Annotated in this window: 23 protein-coding genes; 2 read left to right on the plus strand and 21 right to left on the minus strand. The window is 40.2% G+C overall.

Features of this window, described 5'->3' with window-relative positions:
- Nucleotides 1–13 precede the first annotated feature (13 nt).
- The 16 genes from MKZ30_RS12730 to MKZ30_RS12800 form a co-directional block, all read right to left on the minus strand.
- Nucleotides 14–814 carry an SDR family oxidoreductase gene (locus MKZ30_RS12730; protein ID WP_033601319.1) on the minus strand — a complete coding sequence of 267 codons (801 nt, stop codon included), beginning with the start codon at nt 812–814 and terminating at the stop codon, nt 14–16.
- Between the two features lie 171 nt (nt 815–985).
- Nucleotides 986–2,884 carry a tRNA uridine-5-carboxymethylaminomethyl(34) synthesis enzyme MnmG gene (mnmG, locus tag MKZ30_RS12735; protein WP_002355988.1) on the minus strand — a complete coding sequence of 633 codons (1,899 nt, stop codon included), beginning with the start codon at nt 2,882–2,884 and terminating at the stop codon, nt 986–988.
- Between the two features lie 19 nt (nt 2,885–2,903).
- A complete protein-coding gene (mnmE, locus tag MKZ30_RS12740) occupies nt 2,904–4,301 on the minus strand; it encodes a tRNA uridine-5-carboxymethylaminomethyl(34) synthesis GTPase MnmE (protein ID WP_002355989.1) in 1,398 nt (465 codons plus the stop codon).
- 232 nt (nt 4,302–4,533) lie between these two features.
- The gene (locus MKZ30_RS12745; RefSeq protein WP_202566661.1) at nt 4,534–9,498 is read right to left on the minus strand and encodes an Ig-like domain-containing protein; all 4,965 of its coding nucleotides are present in this window, start codon (nt 9,496–9,498) and stop codon (nt 4,534–4,536) included.
- Nucleotides 9,499–10,239: 741 nt separating this feature from the next.
- Complete coding sequence (gene citG, locus MKZ30_RS12750; protein WP_002355991.1) at nt 10,240–11,109, minus strand: triphosphoribosyl-dephospho-CoA synthase CitG; 870 nt, start codon at nt 11,107–11,109, stop codon at nt 10,240–10,242.
- 6 nt (nt 11,110–11,115) lie between these two features.
- On the minus strand, nt 11,116–12,288 hold the full coding sequence (locus tag MKZ30_RS12755; protein WP_010714967.1) for an NAD(P)-dependent malic enzyme: 1,173 nt from the start codon (nt 12,286–12,288) through the stop codon (nt 11,116–11,118).
- Between the two features lie 117 nt (nt 12,289–12,405).
- Nucleotides 12,406–13,803 carry an oxaloacetate decarboxylase subunit alpha gene (locus MKZ30_RS12760; RefSeq protein WP_002355994.1) on the minus strand — a complete coding sequence of 466 codons (1,398 nt, stop codon included), beginning with the start codon at nt 13,801–13,803 and terminating at the stop codon, nt 12,406–12,408.
- Nucleotides 13,796–14,332: a citrate lyase holo-[acyl-carrier protein] synthase gene (citX, locus tag MKZ30_RS12765; protein WP_002383528.1), complete on the minus strand. Its 537-nt coding sequence runs from the start codon at nt 14,330–14,332 to the stop codon at nt 13,796–13,798. Before citX ends, MKZ30_RS12760 begins: the two co-directional genes overlap by 8 nt.
- Nucleotides 14,325–15,857 (minus strand): citrate lyase subunit alpha, encoded by a 1,533-nt coding sequence (citF, locus tag MKZ30_RS12770; RefSeq protein WP_002355996.1) that lies wholly within the window; start codon nt 15,855–15,857, stop codon nt 14,325–14,327. Before citF ends, citX begins: the two co-directional genes overlap by 8 nt.
- A gap of 2 nt (nt 15,858–15,859) precedes the next feature.
- Entirely contained in the window at nt 15,860–16,747 is an 888-nt protein-coding gene (citE, locus tag MKZ30_RS12775; protein ID WP_002355998.1) for a citrate (pro-3S)-lyase subunit beta, read from the minus strand.
- Entirely contained in the window at nt 16,735–17,043 is a 309-nt protein-coding gene (gene citD / locus MKZ30_RS12780) for a citrate lyase acyl carrier protein (protein ID WP_002355999.1), read from the minus strand. Before citD ends, citE begins: the two co-directional genes overlap by 13 nt.
- 5 nt (nt 17,044–17,048) lie before the next feature.
- Nucleotides 17,049–18,041 carry a [citrate (pro-3S)-lyase] ligase gene (gene citC / locus MKZ30_RS12785; protein ID WP_002419345.1) on the minus strand — a complete coding sequence of 331 codons (993 nt, stop codon included), beginning with the start codon at nt 18,039–18,041 and terminating at the stop codon, nt 17,049–17,051.
- A gap of 32 nt (nt 18,042–18,073) precedes the next feature.
- Entirely contained in the window at nt 18,074–18,208 is a 135-nt protein-coding gene (locus MKZ30_RS13330; RefSeq protein WP_002356001.1) for an OadG-related small transporter subunit, read from the minus strand.
- Nucleotides 18,209–18,229: 21 nt separating this feature from the next.
- Complete coding sequence (locus tag MKZ30_RS12790; protein WP_002383526.1) at nt 18,230–19,345, minus strand: sodium ion-translocating decarboxylase subunit beta; 1,116 nt, start codon at nt 19,343–19,345, stop codon at nt 18,230–18,232.
- 29 nt (nt 19,346–19,374) lie between these two features.
- The gene (locus tag MKZ30_RS12795) at nt 19,375–19,776 is read right to left on the minus strand and encodes an acetyl-CoA carboxylase biotin carboxyl carrier protein subunit (protein ID WP_002363547.1); all 402 of its coding nucleotides are present in this window, start codon (nt 19,774–19,776) and stop codon (nt 19,375–19,377) included.
- Nucleotides 19,760–20,122, minus strand: coding sequence for a hypothetical protein (locus MKZ30_RS12800; RefSeq protein ID WP_002356004.1), 363 nt, complete (start codon nt 20,120–20,122; stop codon nt 19,760–19,762). The genes MKZ30_RS12795 and MKZ30_RS12800 overlap by 17 nt, the downstream gene beginning before the upstream one ends.
- 403 nt (nt 20,123–20,525) lie before the next feature.
- Between MKZ30_RS12800 and MKZ30_RS12805 the strand changes: the two genes are divergently transcribed.
- Complete coding sequence (locus MKZ30_RS12805) at nt 20,526–21,923, plus strand: CitMHS family transporter (protein WP_002356005.1); 1,398 nt, start codon at nt 20,526–20,528, stop codon at nt 21,921–21,923.
- Nucleotides 21,924–22,056: 133 nt separating this feature from the next.
- The gene (locus tag MKZ30_RS12810; protein ID WP_002356006.1) at nt 22,057–22,752 is read left to right on the plus strand and encodes a GntR family transcriptional regulator; all 696 of its coding nucleotides are present in this window, start codon (nt 22,057–22,059) and stop codon (nt 22,750–22,752) included.
- A 42-nt stretch (nt 22,753–22,794) separates the two neighbouring features.
- Here MKZ30_RS12810 and MKZ30_RS12815 read toward each other — a convergent pair whose 3' ends face one another.
- The 5 genes from MKZ30_RS12815 to rpmH form a co-directional block, all read right to left on the minus strand.
- Nucleotides 22,795–23,517 (minus strand): response regulator transcription factor, encoded by a 723-nt coding sequence (locus tag MKZ30_RS12815; RefSeq protein ID WP_002363545.1) that lies wholly within the window; start codon nt 23,515–23,517, stop codon nt 22,795–22,797.
- A gap of 409 nt (nt 23,518–23,926) precedes the next feature.
- A complete protein-coding gene (jag, locus tag MKZ30_RS12820) occupies nt 23,927–24,703 on the minus strand; it encodes an RNA-binding cell elongation regulator Jag/EloR (protein ID WP_016614462.1) in 777 nt (258 codons plus the stop codon).
- 14 nt (nt 24,704–24,717) lie between these two features.
- Nucleotides 24,718–25,545, minus strand: a complete 828-nt coding sequence (locus tag MKZ30_RS12825) for a YidC/Oxa1 family membrane protein insertase (RefSeq protein ID WP_002356010.1) — start codon at nt 25,543–25,545, stop codon at nt 24,718–24,720.
- Nucleotides 25,545–25,901, minus strand: a complete 357-nt coding sequence (rnpA, locus tag MKZ30_RS12830; protein WP_002356011.1) for a ribonuclease P protein component — start codon at nt 25,899–25,901, stop codon at nt 25,545–25,547. The genes MKZ30_RS12825 and rnpA overlap by 1 nt, the downstream gene beginning before the upstream one ends.
- A gap of 203 nt (nt 25,902–26,104) precedes the next feature.
- Complete coding sequence (gene rpmH, locus MKZ30_RS12835; protein ID WP_002356012.1) at nt 26,105–26,239, minus strand: 50S ribosomal protein L34; 135 nt, start codon at nt 26,237–26,239, stop codon at nt 26,105–26,107.
- Nucleotides 26,240–26,761: the final 522 nt, after the last annotated feature.

Consider the following 26,761-nt stretch of genomic DNA (forward strand, 5'->3'; position numbering starts at 1 on the left):
AGTTTTCCCACCTCTATCCTCTTGTTTTACCTCCAGCTACGTTTGTGGTGATGCCTGTAATATAGCTTGAACGGTCTGATAAATAATAGCATACTAAGTCAGCGACTTCATGGAGTTTTCCGCTACGACCTAATGGAATCGTACTTGTTTTTGAATAACCTGCTCGCAATTGCTCCACAGAAATGTTTCGTGTATAAGCCAATGCTTCTTCGTATGCTAAAGTGCGCAAGCCCGTTTCTTCCATAATGCCTGGCGCAATCCCCACGATACGGACGTTTGATTTTCCTAACTCTTTAGCCCATGAACGTGTATAACTGCTGACCGCTGCTTTCGTTGCAGCGTAGGCGCTTTGCCCTTCGGATCCTTCTAATCCAGCTTCTGAAGACATATTAATAATGACACCTGCTTGTTTTTGTACAAGAATCCGGCCCACTGCTTGGCTCATTAGGTAGAGCCCTTTTTGATTGATGGCTACAATTTTGTCGAATACCTCATCCGATAATTCATAAGGCCCATGAGGATGATTTTTATCCACCAATAGACGAGGAATATTGATTCCGGCATTATTTACTAGGCCATCTACGGTTCCAAATTTTTCCACCACTTGAGCGACACCCGCTTCTACTTCTGCTCGAGAAGTTACATCGACTTTCACAAAGAGTAAATGCTCATGTTGCGTTTCTGATGCTGAAATATCAAAATTAGCGACATAGACCTCTTGTGCTAACAAGCTTTCAACAATGCTGCGACCAATACCAGATGAGCCTCCTGTAACAATCACTACTTTTCCTTTAATTCCTAACCAATCTGTCATTTGTTCCACTCCTATCATTTGTTTGCGCTTTCAGTATAGGTCAGTTTGTGAAATTATTTAAGACAGTCTTTTTTTGCAGTTTAGAAAAAAAAGTAGACTAATTCAAAACAAAAAAGCAGTTGCTTCTTCACAATCAATCATCCGTGAAGAAGCAACTGCTTCAAATTTTTATTATCCTTGCACTTTCGCGATTTTTCCTTGTTCGATGTAGACCATCAAAATGCTAATGTCAGCGGGATTCACACCGCTGATACGGCTTGCTTGGGCAATCGTTTCTGGTTGGATTTTTTGTAGTTTTTGTTTTGCTTCTGTAGCCAAGCCGTTAATCGCTTGGTAATCAATGTTTTCTGGAATGCGTTTTGCTTCCATGCGTTTTAGTTTCTCAACTTTTTCCATGGCTTTTTTAATGTAGCCTTCGTACTTGATTTGAATTTCTACTTGTTCAATCACTTTTGGATCAAGCGCCTCTTCAGGTGCGGGAATAAATTGAGCGACTTCTTGATAACTGATTTCTGGGCGTTTCAGAAAATCTCTAGCTAAAATACCGTCTTTTAAGCCAGCAGCGCCTTTGGTTTCCAAAAATGCTTGCACTTCTTTGGTTGGTTTAATCCGATGTTTGCCTAAGCGGGCAATTTCCGCTTCAACAGCCGCTTTTTTGACTAGATAGGCGGCATATTGTTCTTCTTTGACTAAGCCAATTTCATGACCCATTTCTGTTAAACGTAAGTCCGCATTGTCATGTCGTAAAATCAAACGATACTCCGCACGTGACGTTAATAAGCGATAAGGTTCGTTGGTACCTTTTGTAACTAAATCGTCAATCATGACGCCAATATAGCCGTCACTACGTTTTAAAACAAGAGGCTCTTTGCCTTGAATTTTCAATGCAGCATTAATTCCTGCCATCAAGCCTTGACCAGCAGCTTCTTCGTAGCCACTAGTTCCGTTCGTTTGACCTGCTGTATAAAGATTCTCAATGACCTTTGTTTCTAATGTTGGGCGTAATTGGTGAGGGACTACCACATCGTATTCAATGGCGTAACCTGTACGCATCATTTCTACTTTTTCTAATCCTTCAATAGAATGAAGCATTTCTGTTTGGACATCTTCTGGTAAAGAAGTAGATAAGCCTTGGACGTAAACTTCTTCGGTATTCAACCCTTCTGGTTCCAAGAACAATTGGTGTCTTGGTTTGTCTGCAAAACGAACAATTTTGTCCTCGATGGATGGGCAATACCGAGCGCCCACACCTTCAACAATCCCAGTAAACATTGGGGCGCGGTGTAGATTTTTTTGAATAATTTCATGGGTTGTTTCATTCGTATAAGTTAACCAACAAGGTTCTTGGTTTTGATTGTAGGCACTATCTGGCGTGCTGTAACTAAAATGGTTGGGTTCTTTATCGCCTGGTTGTTCCTCTGTCACAGAATAATCAATCGTACTTGATTTTACTCGCGGCGGCGTTCCTGTTTTAAAGCGATCGATTTCTAAACCTAATTCTTTTAAATGATTGGCTAAACCAACGGAAGGTTGTGAATTGTTTGGTCCTGATGAATATTTTAATTCACCAATAATAATTTCGCCACGCAAGGCAGTACCGGCAGTAATCACCACTGCTTGACTACGGTATGCGGCACCTGTTGAAGTTACAACACCACGACAAACGCCATCTTCCACGATTAATTCTTCAACAATCCCTTGACGAAGGGTTAAATTTTCTTCTTTTTCAATGGTATGTTTCATTTCTGTCGCATAAGCATGTTTGTCAGCTTGCGCGCGCAACGCACGCACTGCTGGACCTTTACCAGTATTTAGCATCCGCATTTGGATGTAGGTTTTATCAATGTTTTTACCCATTTCGCCGCCTAATGCATCGATTTCTCGGACAACAACTCCTTTGGCAGGTCCACCAACAGAAGGGTTACATGGCATAAAAGCAACCATATCTAAATTAATCGTTAAAAGTAACGTTTTAACGCCCATTCGTGCGGCTGCTAAGGCTGCTTCAGAGCCAGCATGTCCAGCACCGACGACAATAACATCATATGATTCTGCTTGATATTGATTCATAAAAAATTCCTCTCTTGTCTTATTTTCCTAAACAAAATTGACTAAATAACTGTGTAATTAATTCATCTTGGACACTATCGCCGACGATTTCACCTAAATAATCCCAACAACGGGTCATATCAATTTGAACTAAATCGACTGGCATACCTGCTTCGATGCCGTTAATCACTTCTTGTAACGAAAGCGCTGCTTGATCTAGCAAAGCAATATGACGTGTATTAGAAATATAGGTAGCATCTTTTTCGCCTGTTTGGCCGCCAAAGAAAAGATCAGCAATTTTCGCTTCTAACTGGTCTAAGCCTGTGTTTGACAACACCGAAACGGATAAAATTTCTTCTGCAGGGACTAATTCTTGTAATTCGTTAGGATCTAGTTTTGTCGGTAAGTCCATTTTATTTAAAAGAATAACGCGTTTTAATCCTTTCGTTGCTTCCAACAGTTGACGATCTTCCTCTGTCAATTCTTCGCTTTGATTTAAGACTAACAAAATTAAATCTGAATCTGCTAACGCTTTGCGGCTACGTTCGACACCAATTCGTTCAACAATGTCTTCTGTTTCGCGAATCCCCGCTGTATCAATTAATTTTAAAGGAACGCCGCGAACGTTAACATATTCTTCAATGACATCACGTGTTGTCCCAGCAATATCTGTAACGATGGCTTTTTCTTCTCGTAACAGATGGTTTAACAAACTGGATTTCCCGACATTTGGTCGGCCAATAATTGCTGTACTTAGACCTTCTCGCAAAATTTTTCCTTGTTTAGCGGTCGTTAATAATTGTTGAATCTGTGCTTTCACAAATTCGGCTTTTTCTAAAAGTAATTTCGTGGTTAATTCTTCGACATCATCATACTCTGGATAATCAATATTAACTTCTACTTGCGCTAAAGTATTTAAAATTTCTTGTCTTAATGAACGAATTAACGCCGACAAGTTACCATCCAATTGGTTCAATGCAACATTCATCGCTTTATCTGTTTTAGCACGGATTAAGTCCATCACTGCTTCTGCTTGTGAAAGATCCATTCGGCCATTTAGAAAAGCACGTTTTGTAAATTCCCCAGGTTCGGCCATTCGTGCGCCTTCACGTAACAGTAATTGCAGTAATTGGTTCACCACGACAATGCCGCCATGACAGTTAATTTCTACCACGTCTTCTCGTGTAAATGTTTTCGGTGCCCGCATCACAGAAAGCATGACTTCATCAATCAATTGATCGTTTTGCGGATCAACAATATGACCATAATGAATCGTGTGCGTGGGGACTTTAGCTAAATCTTTAGTGCCTGACCGATAAACTTTGTTTGCAATAGCAACTGCTTGCTCGCCACTTAAGCGAACAATACTAATCGCACCTTCACCTGGCGGCGTAGAAATCGCCGCAATTGTATCAAATTCCATTGTAGCTGATTGCATAATTAGCTTCCTTTCTTCATAACAACAAAAAAAGCGCCCACTCCTCCTGCATTAAAAAATTCAGGTTGGATTTAGCACTTTCACTGCTTGTTCCTTCGATTTTCTGAAAATAGAATAGCACATTTTATTCTATTTGGCAATTTTTCTTCATTAAATGGAACGAGAAAACGTATCATTGAGTGGGGAATTCTCAACAATACGTTTTCTCATCTATAGGAATTAAAGGAGAGAGCTAGTTTTTACGTTTGCGTTTGACGATTCCCATGCTCGCAAGGAATGCGACAAAGGCGCCAAACAAACTTGTTGTCACGGCTGAGGACTCTTTTTCACCTGTACTAGGTAAGTAGCCTGTTTTCCCGTGATTTCCAGTGCCATAACTGATGGTACTTAGTTTCGGATTGTAGGCACTACCATTTGTACCGAGGCCATTGCCTAGTGAACCTAAGCCAGAACCTGTTGTCCCTAAACCAGAACCTCCATTTGGATTTGAACCTGTGTTTGAACCATTCCCATTATTCCCACCAGTTGCGCCATTGTTTCCTGTGTTGCCGCCTGTATTGCCGTTATTTCCACCAGTGTTACCATTGCCTCCTCCAGGATTCGTTGGGTCGGCTGGTGTCATGAAGGTTGTAGCCGTACTGTAATGTCCTGCGCCATCGGTAGCTGTCGCAAGTAAACTTTGTTGAGCAGTCGCTTGTCCCGCTGTTAATTGGATAGCGAAGTTGCCTTCAGCATCGGTGGCACCTACAGCAATCACACTTCTTAATAGTCGGTTACTAATTTGAATGATTCGGTTTGGTTCAGCTGTTCCTTTGATAAGGTAGCCGGCTTTAGACGTTCCTAAAACTGAAGAAACAGTTGGTGCCGCAATTTTAATCTCTGGTTCTCCCGTAATATCGGCTGGCGTCATAAATGTGGTTTTAGGACTCACATTTCCTTGTGTATCTGTGGTTAGTGCGGTTAACGTTTCTTTTTCTGTTGCTAACCCTGCTGCAATATGAACGGAGAAGGTGCCTCCAGTAGTTGTATTGCCACTTGCCAATAATTTTTCACTGCTATTGTAAAATTGAACCGTGACATTTGGATCAGCAGTTCCAGTGACTGTATAGCCATTGGCTTTGTTTCCTTCAACCTTCGTAATAGTTGGCGCCGCTAAAACAACATCCGCTGGAATAACGGCTGTAGCTGGTTGACTTTCATTACCAGCGCCATCTTTGCTAATAATCGTAATCGTTTCTCCTGGTGTCACTACGCCAGCTGGTAGAGTCACCGTATATTGGCCGGTTTCGTTAGCAGTTGTAGCAGCAATGATGGTTCCGTCTGCGTCACGGACATCAATAGTGGTTTTTGGCTCCGCCGTTCCAGTGATTTCGTAACCTTTACTAGAATTTCCGGTAATAGAATCAATGGTTGGTGTGGCTAAGTCGGCTGGTGTAGTTGCTGTAGCTGGCTGGCTTTCTTTTCCTGTTGCATTTTTCGCTACGACAGTTATTGTTTCGTTAGCTGAGGCCTTCCCTGGCTCTAAAGTCACTGTGTATTTGCCATCAGTTCCAGTAGTTGCCATGCCAAGGACTGTGCCATCGGCGTCACGCACCTCAACTGTTGTACCAACTTCTGCTGCTCCTACTACTTGATAGCCGTTTGTCGTGCTACCAGTGATTTTGTCAACAGTAGGTGTCGCGACTGGTGCATCTGGATCAGCAGGTGTTTTGAAAGCAGTCGGATTACTTTCTTTCCCAGCAGCATCTTTCGCAATGGCAGTTAAGGCTTCGTTAGCTGTTGCTGTGCCCGTCGGAAGAGTGATTGTAAAGGCGCCAGCACCATCAGTCGTTCCCGTAGCAATAACTAAACCTGCTTCATTGTGAATCTCAATGGTGACATTTGGCTCTGCCGTGCCGGTTACTTGATACCCAGTGGCAGTTGTTCCTGTAACAGTCGTCACAGTTGGTGCTGCTACGGTTGCATCTTCAGGGACCGTCACTTCCGTTGGTTGACTTTCATTGCCGTCACCGTCTTTTCCAACAACTGTTAATGTATCACCAGGATTAGCGGCTCCCGCTGGAAGGTCCACAGTAAAGTTTCCTTGATCATCCGTTGTCGTTGTACCAATAATTGTTCCATCTGGGTTCCGTACTTCAATGGTGGTATTAGGGTCCGCCGTCCCAGTGATTTCATAACCAGTTGTTGAATCTCCAGTAATGTCACCAATTGTTGGTGTGGTAACATCAGCGGGTGTCATAGCTGTAGTTGGTTGACTCTCAAGTCCAGTATCATTTTTAGCAACTACATTCACTGTTTGTTTAGCTGTTGCTTTTCCTGAAGCTAACGTCACAGTATATTGGCCAGTCGGTCCAGTTGTTGCGGTGCCTAAAACTGTTCCGTCTGTTGCACGAACTTCAATGGTGGTGCCAAGTTCAGCGGTACCTGTCACTTGATATCCTTGTGTTGTATTCCCAGTAACTTTGTCGACACTTGGCGGTGCCACTACTTCATCTGCTGGTGTTTGGAAGGTTGTCGGTGTACTTGTATTGCCAGCAGGATCTTTGGCTAACGCTGTCAATGTTTCATTCGCATTTGCCGTCCCAGCTGGAAGGTTCACAGCAAAGGAACCAGTCCCATCGGCAGTCCCTGTTGCAATCACGTTCCCATCTGCATCACGAATTTCGATGGTAGCATTCGGATCAGCGGTGCCTGTCACCTGATAACCAGCAACTGAATTACCTGTTACTCCTGTTACAGTTGGTGCTGTCACCGTGGCATCAGCAGGAACAAGGACTTCAGTCGGTTGACTTTCATTTCCTGCGTTATCCTTTCCAATCACTGTTAACGTATCCCCAGGATTTGTCGTTCCCGTTGGTAGCGTTACAGTAAAATCACCATTCGCATCAGAGGTACCTGTACCAATGACTGCCCCAGCTGGATCACGAACTTCGATTGTTGTGTTAGGGTCTGCTGTTCCTGTAATTTTATAACCCGAACCAGAGTTGCCTGTGATGTTATCAACTGTTGGTGCAGTGACATCAGCTGGTGTTGTCGCCGTTTCTGGTTGACTTTCCGTGCCACTAGCGTTTTTCGCTACAACGCTCAGCGTTTGATTTGCTGTTGCTTTTCCTGGAGTTAAAGTCACTGTATATTTTCCATCAGTTCCAGTTGTTGCAGTACCAAGGACCGTGCCAGCTGCATCGCGAACCTCAATGGTGGTGCCAACTTCAGCAGTCCCTGTGACCTCATAGCCTTTTGTTGTACTACCTGTTACAGTCTCAACAATTGGCGGCGCCACGGGTGTATTAGGATCCGCTGGCGTTTGGAACGTTGTTGGCGTACTTTCTGTACCGCTAGCGTTTTTCGCTACGGCGGTTAACGTTTCATTGGCACCTGCTTCACCTGCGGGAATGGTAACTGTAAATGCCCCTGTCCCATCGGTGGTCCCTGTGCCTATCACGGTGCCTCCTGCATTTCGGATTTCAACCGTGGCATTGGCATCGGCAGTTCCTTTAACTTCGTAACCTGCCGTTGAATTGCCTGTTACTCCTGTGATTGTTGGTGCGGTTACGGTTGTCTCATCCGCTGGTGTTTGGAACGTTGTTGGCGTACTTTCTGTGCCGCTGGCGTTTTTCGCTACGGCAGTTAATGTTTCATTGGCGCCTGCTTCACCTGCGGGAATGGTAACTGTAAACGCTCCTGTCCCATCGGCGCTCCCTGTGCCTATCACGGCACCTCCTGCATTTCGGATTTCAACCGTGGCATTGGCATCGGCAGTTCCTTTAACTTCGTAACCTGCCGTTGAATTACCTGTCACTCCTGTGATTGTTGGTGCGGTTACGGTTGTCTCATCCGCTGGCGTTTGGAACGTTGTTGGCGTACTTTCTGTACCGCTGGCGTTTTTCGCTACGGCGGTTAATGTTTCATTGGCGCCTGCTTCACCTGCGGGAATGGTAACTGTAAACGCTCCTGTCCCATCAGCGGTACCTGTGCCTATTACGGTGCCTCCTGCATTTCGGATTTCAACCGTGGCATTGGCATCGGCAGTTCCTTTAACTTCGTAACCTGCTGTTGAATTACCTGTTACTCCTGTGATTGTTGGTGCGGTTACTTCACTAGTAGTGCCTGCAGCAAAATAAATGTTGGATACACCGTCTGCTGTTGCTAATAAATTAACGTCTAAAAGATCTGTTTGAACGACTGTTCCTACAAAACGAGCATCTAAATTATTGGATAAATTTTGAGGTGTTGAAACGGTAGTTGGTAAAGTAATCGTGGTTGTGCCTAGTAAAGAAGCATCCACTAACTCATTTACGCCTGAACCACCAACCGCTAATAAAGGCAAAGCACCTGAAACAGCCACGTTTACCGTGCCTTTGACAGGAAGCAAGGCTGCATTTATAGCTGCGGCGACAAGATTACTTGGGATACTGGTTCCTTTTGCCTCCAAAGCTTGAACTGCCGCATTCAAATCTTGTAAGATGTTTGAAACATTTTGGGCTAAAACTAACCCTAAACCATCACTAATCGGTGCACTAATGTATGAGCCGTCAGCTGCTAACGTTTCCGGAGCTGTAAATGAAGCAGCACCTAAGTTTTCAATGTTATTAACTAATTCCAATTGACGATTCACTTCCGTCAAATCAATATCAACACCAGTTAAATTCCCTAACGCCCCACTGGTAATTTGAGTAATGACATTGGTTAAATCATTGGCTGCATTCAAAACGGCAGTCAAAAAAGTAACTTTTGAAAGATCAATCGTGACATTGGTATTGATTGCTGCGCTGCCTGCTACAGCTACATTTCCTCTTAACTCAGGAGGAACCACTAACACCGCTTGTTTTTGTCCACTAAACACAGCGGAAGCATCTGCTAAAGCGCCACCAGAAACCGTGAAATTAACTGGTTGATTTTGGTTTGCGGCTGTCCAACGATTACTCGTTGAAGTGCCACTGTCATTATTTGACGTAACATTTGATAATAGTTCGATATCCAAGACCGCTGCTGATGCACTGATTGTGCCAGAGGTAACAGCTATACTTACAGGGATTGCTAATGACGTAAATAATAAACCACTTGATATTGCTAAATTAAGCATCTTGCGTTTTGTCCATTTTTTATGCTGACTTTTCCGATTAAAATCCTCAACAATTTTCTTTTTCATCTGATCGTCCCTCTTTTCTTTAAAATAAACGATAAATACCAAAATCATTAGCTTCCCCTAGTTGTTCATCTCCCCCTTTAGCGATTTAAATGGATTTAACACCTGCAGTTTAGTACATTTCCTCAGCTTTTCAAAATATAATGCTGTGAATTTTTATATAAAAATTCATTTGATAACAAGCGTCCTAGATATGTTAAAAAACTCACTAATTCATTAGTGAGTTATTATACAATGAGAGGAAAATGAGGAAGTTTATACGTTTCTCCCCAATCATTAAAGATAAATAAATTATTTTATTATAACTTATCGTTTGATAAATCGATAATTAAATAACGGAAAATTTTTTTATTTTTTTGAGAAATTCCACTATTATTTTTTCTGCTTCTTTGACTGTTTTTATCAATTTTATGGCTGTAAGTCATAAAAACTTTACATCAAAAAAATGACTCTAATCTATAACAATTTTTTCTGTTTTTAAGATTTTTTTTATGAATTTTTTTATATTAAAAAAATTTCATAAAAAAAGGCGACAGCCGTTTTTGAACGAATGCCGCCTTTTAGATAAACAAAAACCTGATTCTAAAAGAATCAGGTTTAGGAAAAGCAAATCAAGATTCGCTTCAACTGTTTATCATCGTATTTGTATACTCTGATAAGAATGATTTCGTAATAAAATATACTGTGTTTCGTGGTATTTGTCAATCGCTTTCTTGAATTCTCTTGAGACCTTTCCATAAGCATATAAGGTCAAAATAACTGACCAAATCAGCGTTGTAACTATCTTTTTAATTAAGGCGTCAGCCAATTTAATTTCATTAGTTTATCTAAAAACACCACCAAAATTAAAGCATCTGCACTGCCACCAATACTCCAATTTTTTTCTTTGAATAAGTGATTCAATCTTTCTAAACAAAGGGTTCCCCGTAACGTTTGTGTCCCCCCTAAAGCAAAATATTCCTGAATTAACGGTTGATATATTTCAAAAATTTGGACATTTTGACTTCGTTTAATCAAATTCGTATCCTCAACATAGAGCGATAAATAAAGGAGCGTATCAATGAGTTTTTGTTGTTGTGTGCCTTGATGTTTTTGATAATAAGGCACTCCCTGTTCAAAGACAGCAGGATACCCTTGTTGCGCCTCACCACGGATTCCAGTCAAGCCATGCTGAACAAATAGTCGTTCACCCCAAGTTAGTTTTTCTAGCTCATTCGTAGCGAGGTTTTCAAAGTCGGCCAATAAGTCTTGCGTCATTGTTTGAAGCGTTTGTTGAAACAATTGTAAGGTGCAAGGGGTCTCCCAAATCATTAGACGACCACAGATAGCTAAAAAAATACCTAGAGAAAAAATCGCTCCTTTATGTGTGTTGATCCCTTCTGTTGCCTCAAACATCGCTCGTTCTGCTTCTAAACCAACTTGTCGAATCGCGCGAAATGTTGCCTCAATCGGCAAATGACGTAGCTCTGTCCCAGCTTGAACGAAGGTTTCAAAATAAGGAGTCAAAACCACACTACTTTCTAAAAAAGTGAAAACATCCATATCTTGATGGGCGCCTGCATCGACTGGATCCACCAAGCCTGGTTTATTTAAACAGGTCACTTCATAGAGTAGTGCCAATTGTGCTTGCTGCGCTAATTTACTCCTTGCTTGCTTGGTCATTGCCTTTTACGTCCCTTCTTCTGCCATGGTCTTTTCTTGTTTTATATAGTCTAGTACAGCATTAAAAACCGTGTCAACTACGCCGCCATCAAATACATTAGGTATGAATTTTTCTGCTGTGGGTTCTGAAATCATAGCGGCCAAGCTTCGTGCTACTGTCATTTGCAAACCGACATCAACTTTTCTGCCTTTCGCTGCCAATAACCCTTTAAAAAGACCTGGAAAAGCTAAAATGTTGTTCACCTGATTCGGATATTTGGAAGAACCAGTTGCTAATAAACGGACGCCATTAGCTTGGGCGAGGGCTGGTTCAATTTCTGGTTTAGGATTTGCTAAAGCAAAGATAATTGGGTCTTGGTTCATTGATTTAATCAGAGCTGGCGTTAGCACATCCGCTTCTGATAAGCCTAAAAAAACATCCTGATTGACGACAGCGGTGGCTAAATCTTTGTTTTCTACTGATGGTTTTATTACCTGTCGAAGCAAAGCACGTTGGTAAGGATTCAATGTCGGGTCTTCTTCTCTTAAAACACCTTGGCGATCTACTAAGGTGAGATGCGTAATCCCCGCTTGAATACATAACTTAGCGGTCGCTACACCAGAAGCACCAACTCCGTTAATCACCACACGTAATTCATTTAAAGGTTTTCCTTTAATTTTAGCTGCGTTGATTAGTCCAGCTAAAACGACAATGGCTGTGCCTTCTTGGTCATCATGATACACAGGAATGTTCAAACGTTGTTGAAGTTTTTCTTCAATTTCAAAACATTTTGGTGCAGAAATATCTTCTAGATGGATTCCTGCAAAACTATTTTGTAAATTTTCAATTGTTTGAACCATCTCGTCCACTGATTTTTGTTCCAGTGCTAAAGGAATAGCATCGACCCCCGCCAAATTTTTATAAAGTAAAGCTTTGCCTTCAACAATTGGCAAGCCCGCTTGCGTGCCCATATTGCCGAGACCCAGAACAGCTGACCCATCTGTAATAACTGCAATTAACTTACCACTAATGGTCCACTCGCGCGCTAATTCATGATTTTGGGCAATCATTAAACTCAATTCTGCGACACCAGGTGTATACATTTTGGCTAAATCATGATGGTTTAATACCGCTTCTGTTGCTTCAAGACTTAGCACACCAATATTTTTTTGATGAATTGCTAGAACTTCTTCTAACACATTGTCACTTCCTTTCACGGGCTGCCTTTTTTCTATTTGATGAAGCAAGGGTTTGAACAACCGTTATCGTCGCTCAAACCCTTGCTTCTTTATACATTTGCGGAGCACTTGCTCGTTCTATTCTGGCAAGTCAAGTTTGACTGTCACTTTCTGTAACGGTACATCGTAAAAAGGATCTTCACGACGGCCTAAAAAGTCTTTTCCTTGTTGTGGGAACATCGCATATAATAGGACATCCTCTTCAGATTTTGCGTATTGTTGGATTTCCTTTTCTAAACTATGCAACTCTGGTTTCAATAAATCCGCCGGTCGACAAGTGATTACCTCTTCATCCCCGATGATTTTTTGTTTAATCTCTTCTGCGATAGGTGCTGGTGATTTGCCGTATTCTCCGCGCACATAATCTTTGATTTCATTCGGTATTAAGGAATATCTTTCCCCAGAAATCACATTCATTAAGGCTTGTGTTCCAACCATTTGTGAAAGCGGCGTAACTAGTGGTGGATACCCTAAATCTGCTCTTACTTTAGGTACTTCAGCTAAAACTTCTTCATATTTGTCTTGTAAGCCTTGCTCCGTTAATTGACTTAATAAGTTTGATAACATACCACCAGGTACTTGATAAATCAAGGTTTTCGGTTCCGTATCTTTAACTTTAGGGTTTAAAATGCCTTCACTTCTAAAGCGATCACGAATCGGATTGAAATAGTCAGCAATCTCTGTTACTTTTTCCATATTTAAACCTGTTTCAAAGCCTAAATCTTCTAACGCAATGGCTACAGATTCTGTGGCTGGTTGACTCGTACCGCCAGCGAAAGAAGAAATAGCTGTATCGATGATATCCGCACCTGCTTCAGCAACTTTTAAATAGGTCATCTCAGAAATACCACTAGTCGCATGCGTATGCACCTCTAAAGGTAAATCAATGGCATCTTTCATTTTGCTCACTAATTCAAAACCAGTTTGTGGCGTCAAAACGCCTGCCATGTCCTTAATACAAATGGAATCCGCTCCTGTTTGACTTAATTCTTTGGCTAATTTTACAAAGTAATCGATGGTATGAATTTCACTCGTGGTATAAGAGATCGCTGCTTGACAGTGTCCGCCAGCTTCTTTTGTTGTTTGAATTGCTGTTTGTAAATTACGGACATCATTCAAGGCATCGAAAATACGAATAATATCAATCCCATTTTCAACTGATTTTTCGACAAAGGCCCGCACCACATCATCAGCGTAATGACGATATCCTAGTAAATTTTGTCCTCGTAATAACATTTGAAGTTTGGTATTTTTAACTTCTTTGCGAATTTGGCGAAGACGTTCCCAAGGATCCTCGTTTAAATAGCGGACACAGGAATCAAACGTTGCCCCGCCCCACATTTCTAATGCATGAAATCCTGCCTCGTCCATTGTTTTAATAATCGGCAGCATATCTGAGGTTGGCATCCGTGTTGCAATTAAACTTTGTTGTCCATCCCGTAGCACCGTTTCTGTAAAACGAATTTTTTTACTCACTTGGCTGCTCCTTTCGTGTCAAAATTATTTCTGTTATTTTTTCTTGCATTGCTTCAAGACTGTGACGTCGATTTCGTCCACAGACTTTCGCCTCTTCTTGGCAAACAAAACAGCGCCGTGGTGGCAAGCCTAAATCTCCTCGATGAAGGCTTTTTAGTTCCTCATTTCCCCATAAAACATCTAGGTCCACTAAACGACCATATGGATGTGTTTCTTCAATTTTGACCATTCTTTGTTTTAACTCTTGCGGGGCTAACGAAACCGCCAAATAATATTCAGGCCCTGTTTTTTCATTCCGGTAAAAATTAACAATCGGTACTTGATCCAGCAATTGTTGCTCGACTTCGTCAATTACTTCTAAAAAAACAGCCGTTAAGGTGGGCGAATTTTTTACTTCTCCAGGAATATTCATTGTGGCAGATAAGAGACTAGCTTCTGGTGCTGTTTCTAACAACTCCTTCTGTGTAGCAGCTCTTTGTTCGCGAGCATCCAACATCTCTAAAAGTGTTACTTTTTCCCCATTAAACATTGCGTACCACATCAATTAGACTACCATCTCGGTATTCAATTAACGCAACGACTTTGTCTCCATATTTAATTGGTTCCGGGGTGCCAACAATGTTGTAGGCTTTGTCTTTCAACTCTTCTAACGTAAACTGAGGAACATCTAAAGTTTTAAAACAATCAATTAAGTCTGTTCTTTTTGGATTGATTGCAATGCCGACTTCTGTTACTACGACATCGACACTCGTACCTGGTGTAACGACTGTATTTACTTGCTCAACAATTGTTGGAATCCGTCCACGAACAAGTGGTGCAATCACTAGACTCATTTTACAAGCCATACTTGTATCGGAATGTCCGCCAGAAGCACCACGGATAACACCATCTGAACCAGTAATGACATTTACATTAAAATCTGTGTCCACTTCTAAAGCAGATAAAATAGCTGTGTCTAATTGATTAATAACCGCCCCTTTGCTAAGCGGTGAAGCATACATATTGGCATCAATTTCATAATGATTGGCATTTTCCCCTAAAGAAATAGCTGATGGATGATCAAAGTCTTGGACGTCAATAATTTTTTCTACTAAGCCTTCTTCCAAAAGTTCCACCATTGCATTCGTAATTCCGCCTAAAGCGAAACTTGCTTTAATACCATCTTTAAGCATTTGTTCTCTCATGAACCGCGTAACTGCTAGTGAAGAGCCACCTGTTCCTGTTTGGAATGAGAAGCCTTCTTTGTAGTAAGGAGAATGTGTAATTATTTTTGCGGCATATTCAGCAATCAATAATTCTTTGGGATTCTTTGTAAAACGTGTCGCGCCTTTGGCAATTCCATCTGGATCACCAATTGCATCAATTTCTACTACATAATCAACATCTGTTTGTGGAATACTAATAGGGGTATTAGGATATGGTACTAATGTGTCAGTAATGATGACCACTTGATCCGCATATTTTGCATCGACCATCGCATATCCAAGAGAACCACAGGTAGCTTTTCCTTTGGTTCCATTCGCATTTCCATAAGCGTCTGAACTTGGTGCACCTAAGAAAGCTACATCAATATGGATATCGCCTGCTGCTACTGCCCGTGCCCGGCCACCATGTGAACGAATCACCACAGGATTTTCCATGATACCTGCTGAAATAGCGGCGCCTACTTTATCTCTCAAACCAGAAGAAGTAATGTTGGTGACTACTCCATTTTTAATGTGTTCGATCAGAGGTTCATGAACATTTGCAATTGAACTAGGTGCAATCGAAATGTTTTTCAGCCCCATGGCGGCAATCTCGGCTAAAACTAAATTCATCACATAGTCTCCTTCACGGAAATGGTGATGGAAAGAGATGGTCATGCCATCTTTCAACCCTGTTTTTTCAATTGCTTCACGAATACTTCCTAAAAGTTTTGTCTCCCGAGGTTTCACTGGTTTAATTGCTCGGCTCGCTTCTTGATAAGCATCAATGTGTGCTAATTCTCCTTCATAAATGCCGTATTGCTCTGCATAAGATTGAGGAATGTCTTTGCCTACTTTATTTACTACCATGTCTATATTTCCTCCTCGGTAATTAATTTAGCCGCCAATGCTAACGCAATGACCCGTTCAGCTCGTTCAACAATTGGTTTATCAACCATTTTTCCATTTACGGAGATAACACCGGAGCCTTTAGCTTCGGCTTCCCGAATGCCCCAGATTACTTCCTTAGCATTCTGGATTTCTTTTTCTGTCGGCGCATAAATAGTATTAACCAATGGGATTTGACGAGGGTTAATCACCGATTTCCCATCGAAACCTAGCTGTTTAATCAAACGAACTTCGGCTTCAAAGCCTTCCGTATTGTCTACATCTGAATAGACCGTATCAATAGCTGCAATCCCAGCTGCTCGAGCGGCATGTAAAATCATGCTACGAGCAAAGAATAGTTCTTGGCCATCTGGATGGCGGCGTGTTTTCATATTGGTAACATAGTCTTCGGCGCCTAACGCGATGCCAATCAATCGAGTTGAACTTTTGGCAATCGCGGGCGCATTTAGAACACCTTCGGCCGATTCGATAGCAGCCATCATTTTCGTTGTTCCTACGGGAATGTCATTTTGCTGTTCTACTTCTGTAATGACTGCCTCGACATCAATGATATCTTGGGCTGTTTCTGTTTTTGGTAAACGAATCACATCGACACCAGCTAAGACCATTGCTTCAATATCTTCTGCGCCACCGGCATCTAAAGCATTGATCCGAACAACAATTTCAATATTGCCATAATCGAAAGTTTTCAAAGCAGAATGGACTAAAACACGGGCAGAGTCTTTTTCTTTTAATGAAACTGCATCTTCTAAATCAAACATGATTGAATCTGCCCCATACAATGGTGCATCTCTTAGCATTGCTGCGTTCGCTCCAGGGACAAACATCATTGTTCTTCTTAAACGTTCCATGAGTCCAACTCCTTCCAATCATACGTTTCTTTTTCAGCGCCTCGATGTAAAACTGTAATCATCCGAGCTTTGATTGTACAATCTAATGCCCCTTTATCAATCGCCTTGACCGCAACGCCTTGGACATCTAAATGTTCCAAAGTTGTCGTAATCACCTGACGAATTTGATTGCCAAATTGTTTTTCGACACTACTTTCTAATTCAATGGTATTTTCTGTTGATTCAATGGGTTGGACGGTAATCATAATATCACTTGATTCTACTGTTCCTGCAGTAGCATTTTTGATAATCTTCACTTTCTTCACCTCATTAGTTTCTTGTGTTCTACTAAGTATTGATAACTTGTTGCTGGTAAAAACTTCTTGAGTGTCTCTTTGTCGCCTTCAGCCATCGCTTTGCGAACTTTCGTCGCACTAATCAGCTCTCCATCACTCGCTAATCGCGGGACAATGGTTAGCGTTATCGTTTGTCCGAAAACTTGTTGCATTGCTTGATTGTAGACATCGGTCACTTCTGAATAAGGCTCTTCTCCCACATAACGTTGTTGAATTTCAAGTATTGGCGCAATTCTTTCTTTAAATAACGTTGCATCAAGCGTTGCTTGAATTGCAGCTACCTCTAATGGCGCTTTTTCTTTCAAAAAATAGGTAGGAAAAGTCGCAGACGAAACTAAGTAATCTTCTGTAGATAGGACTGTCACATTGGGTAAATGGGCTACCCCTTTTTGCACCATTGCGAAACGTGCTTCTTTTGAAAACAGCGATTTATCTTCAGATAAAACAAACACATAAACGTGCGGACTTTCTTTGGCTGCTTTTTCGACTAAGTACTGATGGCCTTTCGTAAAAGGATTTGCATTCATGACAATGCTACTGGCTGGCCCTGCTTTTTTATGCTGTGTCAGGTAACCAAGATAATCGGCAAAATCTGGTTTGCCTTGCTCCATAAATAGCACCTCTTGATTCGCAACCACTTTTTGAAAGCCTAGCGACTGAAAAATTTGTTCATTTTTTGGTTTTGTATACAAAAAACTGTGTAATTGGTTTTCTTCTCTCAGTTTTTCAAGTAGATGAACCACCAATTGGGTTAACAAATTTTCAGATTGATATTTTTTACAAACGGCCACGCACTTAATCGTTTTGCCTGAAAGCGAGCCAGAGGCGATTAATGCTGTGTCATCATATATGCCAACGGTGTAATCAAGTGCTTCTGTCGTTTGCAATTCGGCTTTTTCCATTAATTCGCGCCAAGCTTGATAAGCTTTTTTATCTTTTTGCAACCAGATTCTTTTCATTGTATATACGCTGCTCACAGCAATAACCTCCTTTATTTTTTAATTGGAAATAATTTTGTTAGTAATTTAGACGCTAGATAAATGATAAATAAAACAACGAAAACGCCGCCCCAACCAAAACCTAACAGTTCAAAAGCAATTTTTAAATCTTCCATGTTAACAGACATGTATTCGTTCTCCTTTCCGTCCTATGTTAAAAAGGCTAATAGTAAGCCACCAGCAATTACAGAAGCGATTTGTCCTGAAACGTTGGCACCAGCAGCATGCATTAAAATAAAGTTTTGTGGGTCTTCATCTGTAGCCATTTTTTGAATGACCCGACTAGACATTGGGAAAGCGGAAATACCCGCAGCACCAATCATTGGATTGATTTTTTCTTTTCTAAATAAATTCAAGAATTTAGCAAAAAGCACGCCGCCGACTGAGTCCATAATAAAGGCGACTAACCCTAAGCCAATAACCATCAACGTATCGACTTTTAAGAACTCTGCATAGTTCATGCTAACGGAAATAGATAGTCCTAGCAAGATACTAATAATATTCACCAATTCATTTTGAGCTGTAATGGATAAACGATCCAAAACGCCACATTCTCTTAATAAGTTCCCAAACATTAAGAAACCAACTAATGGTAATGACACCGGCGCAATTAACCCTGCGACAATCGTAATAACAACCGGGAAAAGAATTTTCGCTGTTTGAGAAACTTCACCGGCCCGATAAGTCATACGGATCCGACGTTCGGCTTTCGTCGTCACTGCTTTAATCGCTACTGGTTGAATAATCGGAACTAACGCCATGTAGGAGTAAGCGGCAACCATTATGGCCCCCATGTATTTTGAATGTAAGGTATTTGCTACGAAAATAGACGTTGGGCCATCAGCGGCACCAATAATCCCGATCGAAGCAGCATCGTTTAAATCAAAACCTAATAAAACAGCCATAATAACTGTAAAGAAAATCCCAAACTGTGCAGCGGCACCAAACATCAACATAAACGGATTTTGTAACAATGGACCGAAATCAATCATTGCCCCAATCCCAATAAATAATAATAACGGGAATAACTCTGTTTTTATTCCAAAATCAAAAAGAACATTAAACGGACCTGGCTCGCCGCCAGCGCTCAATACGCCGGAATTAGGAAAGTTCACTAAAATCGTTCCTAAACCCATCGGCACTAAAAGTGTTGGTTCATACTCTTTTTTTATTCCTAAATACATTAATAGTCCACCAATCAGCATCATCACAATGCGTCCTGGTTCTTGGCCCATTCCTATAACACCTTGAATCAGTGTCTCCACACAAATCACTTCCTCTTCTTAAATTAATTCTAGTTAATTGTTATTAATGGTTCCCCTGGGTTCACAATTTGGCCTTGGGTAACATGAATTCCTGTTACCGTACCTGCTTTTCCTGCAACGATTTCATTTTCCATCTTCATTGCTTCTAAAATTAACAATGGTTGGTTCTCGGACACCGTATCACCAACATTGACTAATACTTTTAACACAGTTCCTGGCATTGGCGCAGGCATTGCATCTGCTCCTGCTGGGGCGGCTGGCTGTGCTGCTGGCGCTGGGGCTTCTTCAACAGCAGGGGCTGGTGTTTCTGTCGTAGCAACTGGCGCTGTTGGTTGTGGCGCAACAGGTGCTGGTTGTGGGACGCCACCGATTTCTTCCATCTCGACTAAATATTCTTTCCCATCAATTGAAATTTTAAATTTGCGTAACATAATGATCCTCCTCAAGGTTTTGTTTTGAAATTCTTTTGACAACTAGCTGAGACTCTTCTGAAAGCTCTGCAGCTATACTGGCTGCAATAATGGCAACTTCTTTTGCTTCTGGATTTCGTTTTGCGATTTTTTTGATAACAAAACGACTTTCTGGAAACTCTCCTGCTGCGATGGCAGTGGCCACAATACTTACCAATTGATATTCTTTTGGCTCAGCAGGAATATATGCTGGTATATCTATCCATCGCTTTTCCAAGTTATCCGCTTCACGTTGGATAACGCTTTCATTAATCTCGGTATCCTGCGTGTGTTGCTCTTTCTTGAATAAGGACTTAAATAGGCCCATATTGTCTCTCCTTTCACTAATTCTTGGTATACGTTCATTATAGAAAAAACCATTAAAAAACCTAGTGAAAACACTAGCTCAGATTGTTCTTTTATTGTTTATTTTGTGAAAAAAACTCTGTAAACATTGGTATATAAGCATTTATCAACCGTTAAGATTCTATTAATATTATATTAAGTTATTAATAAGAATTTGATTGTTGAATTGTTTTTTTGATGTTCTTTTTGTTTTAGGCTATTTATTCTCTGCGAAAGTTTGTATATTCTCACACTATAGACAAACACAAAAAATATTTTTTGTTGTAAACCAGAATACTGTGAAACATTTCTCATGGCTATTCTTTTTTATTAGCACCGGTTGTTAACGCTTACAAAAAAGTTCTAAAAAAGAAAGGAAGAAAAACATGTTACTCACTATTTTAGCTTATGGTATGATTATCATCTTTATGTATGTAATCATGAAAAAGAAATTGTCACCGTTTACATCTTTAGTAATTATTCCTCTTATTTTTACTTTGATTGCAATTGCAACTGGAGTAGCGAGTCCGCCACCTGGTGCTGACGGTGTTGTCCCTGAAGTCAACATTGGGAATTTCGTCTTAGATGGGATTTCAACTACTTCAAAAACTGGTATTATGTTATTATTTGCAATTCTTTACTTCTCTATTATGTTGGATGCTGGTTTGTTTGACCCAATCACTAAAAAAATGATTTACTTTGCTAAAGGCGATCCAATGAAAGTCTTGATGGCTACTGCGGTAGTTGCTGCTGCTGTTTCCTTAAACGGAGATGGAACAACTACGACCTTGATTTGCTGTTCTGCGTTTATTCCCATCTACAAAAAACTTAATATGAAATTGATGAATTTAGGTGTGCTTGTTATCTTACAAAACACCATTATGAACTTATTACCTTGGGGCGGTCCAACAGCTCGTGCCATGGCCGTACTAGAAGTTGATGCCGACATTCTTTCTTATTTAGCACCTGGTATGATTTTATCTGTATTGTATGTTATCTTCTTTGTTGCTTATCGCATGGGGAAAAAAGAACGTGCTCGCTTAGGCGTGACAACGCTTACTGATAAAGAATTGGAAGAAATGACTATTGTTAACGATCCTGAGTTATTAGAAATTCGTCGTCCAAAGAATTTTGCATTCAATGGTATTTTAACGATTGTCTTAATCGGTTGGTTAGTCCTAAGTTCATTCGTTGGTCAATTAGGTTTGCCTTCGTGGATTGAAATGCCACCGTTATTATTATTCCTAGTTGGTACTTGTATCGCTTTAATGATCAACTATCCAAAATTAAAAGATCAAAGCAGCCGTATCAGTGCAAATGCTGGTGATGCTGTGCAAGTAGTTATCTTAGTTTTTGCTGCTGGCGTCTTCATGGGCTTATTCCAAGGTTCTGGTATGGCCAATGCCTTAGCAAATAGCTTTGTTAATATTATTCCAAAACAATTAGCCGGCGCTTGGGGCTTAGTGATTGCGTTCATTTCAGCACCAGGAACATTCTTTATTTCAAACGATGGTTTCTATTTCGGTGTCTTACCAGTCCTAGCAGAAGCTGGACGTTCTTATGGATTTGACAATATGTCTATGGCTTTAGCTTCCTTAATGGGGCAAGCGTTCCACTTATTAAGTCCATTAGTGGCGTTTATTTACTTGCTATTACGTTTAACTGGTTTAGATATGGGCCAATGGCAAAAAGAATCGGCAAAATATGCCTTAGGAATTTTCGTTATTTTCGTTGTTACAATTGTTGCTTTAGGTCACATGCCTTTATTTATTCCACAAAATTAAACGTCGTCGCTGAAACCGTAGGAGTACCTTTTCTCCTCGGTTTTCTTTTCATTTTGTCTTTTCTTGCGTTATATTTTCATTTTTAATATTATATTTATTATCTATAAAAATAACCTATAGGGAGGTGCCTCATATGAATCCAACGGTTGAAGCAGTAAAACGGAACTTAGATTTAACTAGCAGTAAACCTCTAAAAATTTGTACCTATGAAGCCTTTAAGAAAACCATTATTTTAGGGGATATTCCTGCAGGTGAACGGATTAATGAAAAAGAATTTTCCGAGCAATTAAACATTAGTCGGACGCCCATTCGCTTTGCTTTACAAGAATTGGTCAAAGAACAATTGGTGGAACATATACCTATGGTGGGTATCGTGGTTAAAGGGATTAGTATGAAAGATGCTTATGAAATTTATGATATTCGTAAATCTTTGGACACTTTAGCAACCATTAAAGCCATGGAACTCATGACACCAGAAGATTTTGATGAATTGGAAGCCTTACTTCTCGAAGGAGAACAATACAATAAAAATAACCAAGTAGATGACTTACTACAGAACTTTTCAGATTTTAATTCCTTTATTTATACTAAGAGTCAGATGCTACGTTTAAAAAAAATTGTGACTGATCTCCATGCTTACTTAATCTATTTCAGAGATATTGCAATTCGTGCCTCAGAACGTCGTAGTATTGCCCTAGAAGAACATTGGTTAATTTTCCGCGGAATGAAAACAAAGAATATTGACCAGATCACACTTTTAACCCATGAACATCTAAATCGTTCGCTTCAATTTATTTTGAAAGAAATGGAACGTCGGCAAATTGAATAAGCAAAAAGGCCCGCAGTCGCTCGTGCAACTGCGGGCCTTTTTTCATTTTTTTTGTACGCAACCATCTGGCGTAAAGGTATAACCAATGCCCCAAACGGTCCGCAGGTAACAAGGTTCTTTCGGGTTTTCTTCTAATTTACTTCGTAAACGATTAATAAAAACCATAATCGTATTCGCATCGACATCCCCAGTACCCCAAACACTGCTGTAAATTTGTTCTTTAGAGAATACTTGCTCGGGATTCTCCAGAAAAAATTGAATTAATTGAACTTCTTTCGAAGACAATGAAATAGGTAAATCCTTTTTAAATAGTTGATAACGACCATAATCAAAACGGAAATCGCCTACCTGTAGCTCTTCTTTTTTATAAACATTCAATTGTTTTCGAATCATTCGAGCTCGATTCAACGAAGCAATCACCTGAGCCTTAAAAACATTCAAGGAAAAAGGTTTCGTTATATAACTATCCACGCCCATTTCCAAGGCTGCAATAATATCCTCTTCTTCTTTTTTGCTACTAAAAAAGATAATTGGCACCAGTGGATATTTCTCTCTAATCATTTGGACTAAGTAGTAACCATCGCTGTCATGTTCCAAGTTATCATCTAAAATGAACAAATCAAAGGTAACTCTGGACACGATATCTTTTGTTTTTTCAATTGATTCACTTTGGTAAATAAGAATACCTGTTGATTGTAATGCTTTCCAAATCAAGCGACGAACTGCTGCATCATCATCTACAACCAGTATTTTCTCCGTACGCATACCTGTTGTTCCCCCTACGTCTCTTTACAAAACTTTTTCATTTGAATTTACTACTGGAGTAATTACTGATTATCATAACATAAAAAAAGAAACGGAGACGGCTAAAAAATCATTTAACTGGGAAAGAGCCTGGGACAAAAATCCAAAGTGATTTTTGTCCCAGGCTCAAAACCTGATAAACGGCGGGAACAGAACCAATACTACGCGTTGCTCCGATCTCAACAACTTCTAAGAGCTAAAGCTCTAAGAGTTGAAGGTCCTTCGGAAATAAGCCGAAATTGTTGAGAATCACGAAGAACGTAGTGATTCGATGATGAACAATACCTACTTGGTCTCCAAAAATTAAAAAGCAATTTTCGGAAATTCCTTCTTATTTCTCGGAGCTAAACGGTTCCGTCCCGACCTCTGTTTAAAAATACTTCTTAACTGGTTCAACCACTAAATACCGATAAGGTTCATCCCCTTCAGAATGGGTTTTGATTTGCTCATCTTTACTTAGCGTGTGATGGATTTGTTTTCTTTCAAAAGCCGGCATTGGTTCCAAGAAGACTGGCCGCCCAGTGCGTTTGGCTTTTTCCGCGGTGCGTTTCGCTAAACGTTCCAAAATTTCATGACGTTTTTCGCGATAATTTCCGACATTCACAACAATCGATAGCTTATTGCTTGCAATGCGGTGAATAAAGACTTGCGCTAAATACTGTAACGCATTTAACACTTTTCCGTGTTTTCCAATTAAGATACCTTGTTTTTCTGTTTCTAAATGGAAGATAATATTGCCATTATCGCGCGCTATGCGAACCATGGCAGGGGCGTTCAGTTCATTTGAAATATTCGTTAAATACATCGCTAATTCAGTAATAGCAGCTTCGTCTTCCAGATTTTCTAAAGAATGTGTTGATTCCTCTGAGAGACTAGGAATTGCTTCGGTTAATTCCTCAACTGCTTCTTCCACTGCTGTTGCTTCATCGGCAACAACAATATCTTCCACTGTTTCTTCGACCGCTTCTGTGACTTGCTCACTAATCGTTGGTTCCATTGAAATTTGGGCAAGTTTTTTTCCTAGACCTAAAAATCCTTTTTTTCCTTCGTCTAACACATCAATTGTAACATCCTCTTTGGTTAAACCAAGTGCTTGTAAGCCTTTCTGCGTTGCTTCTTCGATTGTATTTCCTTCATAAATCGGCATCTGAACGACCTCCTTTATTTTTTCTTCCCTTTTTTCTTAGGACTTTTTGCTCGTTCAAGCGCTCGCTCCCGTGCTTTGGCTTGACGTGCTGCTTCCTCCCGCTCTTTACGGATTTTGAATGGATTGTTTAATAACAATGTTTGCCCTGTTTGGAAGGCATTTGAGACCACCCAGTAAAGAGATAAACTGCTGGCTAATGAAATCCCCATAAAGAAGATCATCGCTGGCATAACGTAATTCATAATTTTCAGTGAGGCATTTGTTTCTAGTTGGCTCATACTTGAAAGATACGTACTAGCAAACGTAAAGACAGCCGCTAAAATCGGTAAAATTAAATACGGATCCGGCTTATCGAGGCTTAACCACAAGAACGTTCCTTCTTTTAACTCAGGCACGCGTGAAATGGCTTGATACAAAGCCATCATGATTGGTAGTTGAACCAACAATGGTAAACAGCCAATGTAAGGATTCACATTATTCTCTGCATACAAACGTTGCTGTTCTTCTCGGAATAAGCGTTGTGTTTCAGGATCTTTTGAAGAATATTTTTGTTGCAAGGCCTTTAATTGCGGTTGCAACTCTTGTGTTTTACGCATACTCTTCGTTTGGAAATGCATCAACGGCAATAAAATAATCCGGATGACTAACGTAAATAGGATAATCCCAATTCCGACACTGCCGCCTAATGATAGGAACTTAATCGCTTGGGCAAAATAATAAACAATGTATCGATCCCAAATTCCTGTACTACTTTCACTTACGGGCGCGGTTCCGCAGGCGGATAAAACAAAGACTAAGGTCACTAACCCAGCCATTAATAATAAGCGCTTATACTTCTTCACTACTCAATTCCCTCTCTTACATCTAATATTTTAGCTAAATTTAACACATGTGTTAAATTAGCTTTCACTTCTTCAGACGATAACTTTTCCAATCCTGGACGTGCAATCACGATAAAATCAATTTCTGGAGAGATACGGTCTTTTAATTGAAATAAACTCGCGCGGATTTTCCGCTTCACAGCATTTCTTGTGACCGCGTTTCCAATTTTCTTCCCAACAGAAATCCCCACTCGAAAATGGGCTTGTTGTGGTTTCTCTAAAACGTACACCACGAAACGACGATTTGCACAAGATTGTTTTTTATTAAACACCTGTTGAAATTCTTTTTCTTTCTTGACACGGTAGGACTTTTTCATCGGCATCCCTTTGTTTCTATATTTTTTTACTTCTTAATAATAATAGCATATTTCCGCTCTTTTTTAGTAGCCTTTTCTATAGAATCCTGCTTTCTTTTATTGAAAACAGAAAAAGAACCCTTAGTTATCTTCACATCTTCCAAAAAATTATGGAGATAACTAAGGGTTCTTAGAAATTGACTGTTTAAAAGACCAGACCATCATTAAGCAGAAATAACTTTTCTACCTTTACGACGACGGCTTGCTAATACGCGACGGCCATTTTTAGTGCTCATACGTTTACGGAATCCGTGAACTTTTTGGCGTTTACGTTTGTTTGGTTGATACGTTCTTTTCATGCAATTACACCTCCTGAAATTGTAACTATCCATCAATATATAGACATACTTTGATAGTATAACGAGTAATAGGGTCTTTTGTCAATAAAATTTAAGAAATATTTCCTGAGAAAGATTCGTTTCAATTATCCACAAATTAAATTTTCCTGTGAGTAGCTTGTGGATAGTTTTCCACATTTTTTTCTGTTCACAGCCATTTTTCCACTAGTTTTACACAAAAAAACAGCCTGTTAAAAAGTTTTGCACAGGTGTTTTTTTATCTGTTGATAAGTTCTTGAAACATGATTGTGCCAAGCTTAATTATTCTCAACTTTTTGTGGATAACTCATTCAACAACCACTTCCTTCCGCAAGTGTCGACACCCTGTGGAAAACTTTTTTCACCCTTGTGTACTTTTTTTCCACATTGAACAATTGCTTGTGGAAAAAGTTTTAAAAAAATGCTAAAATCGACTATGCTCATTCTTTTAAGTTATCCACATTTTTTAGATAACCAAAATTTAAACATATAGGAGGTCACTGT

The organism is Enterococcus sp. LX10 (genome assembly GCF_023539285.1).
GTDB lineage: Bacteria > Bacillota > Bacilli > Lactobacillales > Enterococcaceae > Enterococcus > Enterococcus faecalis.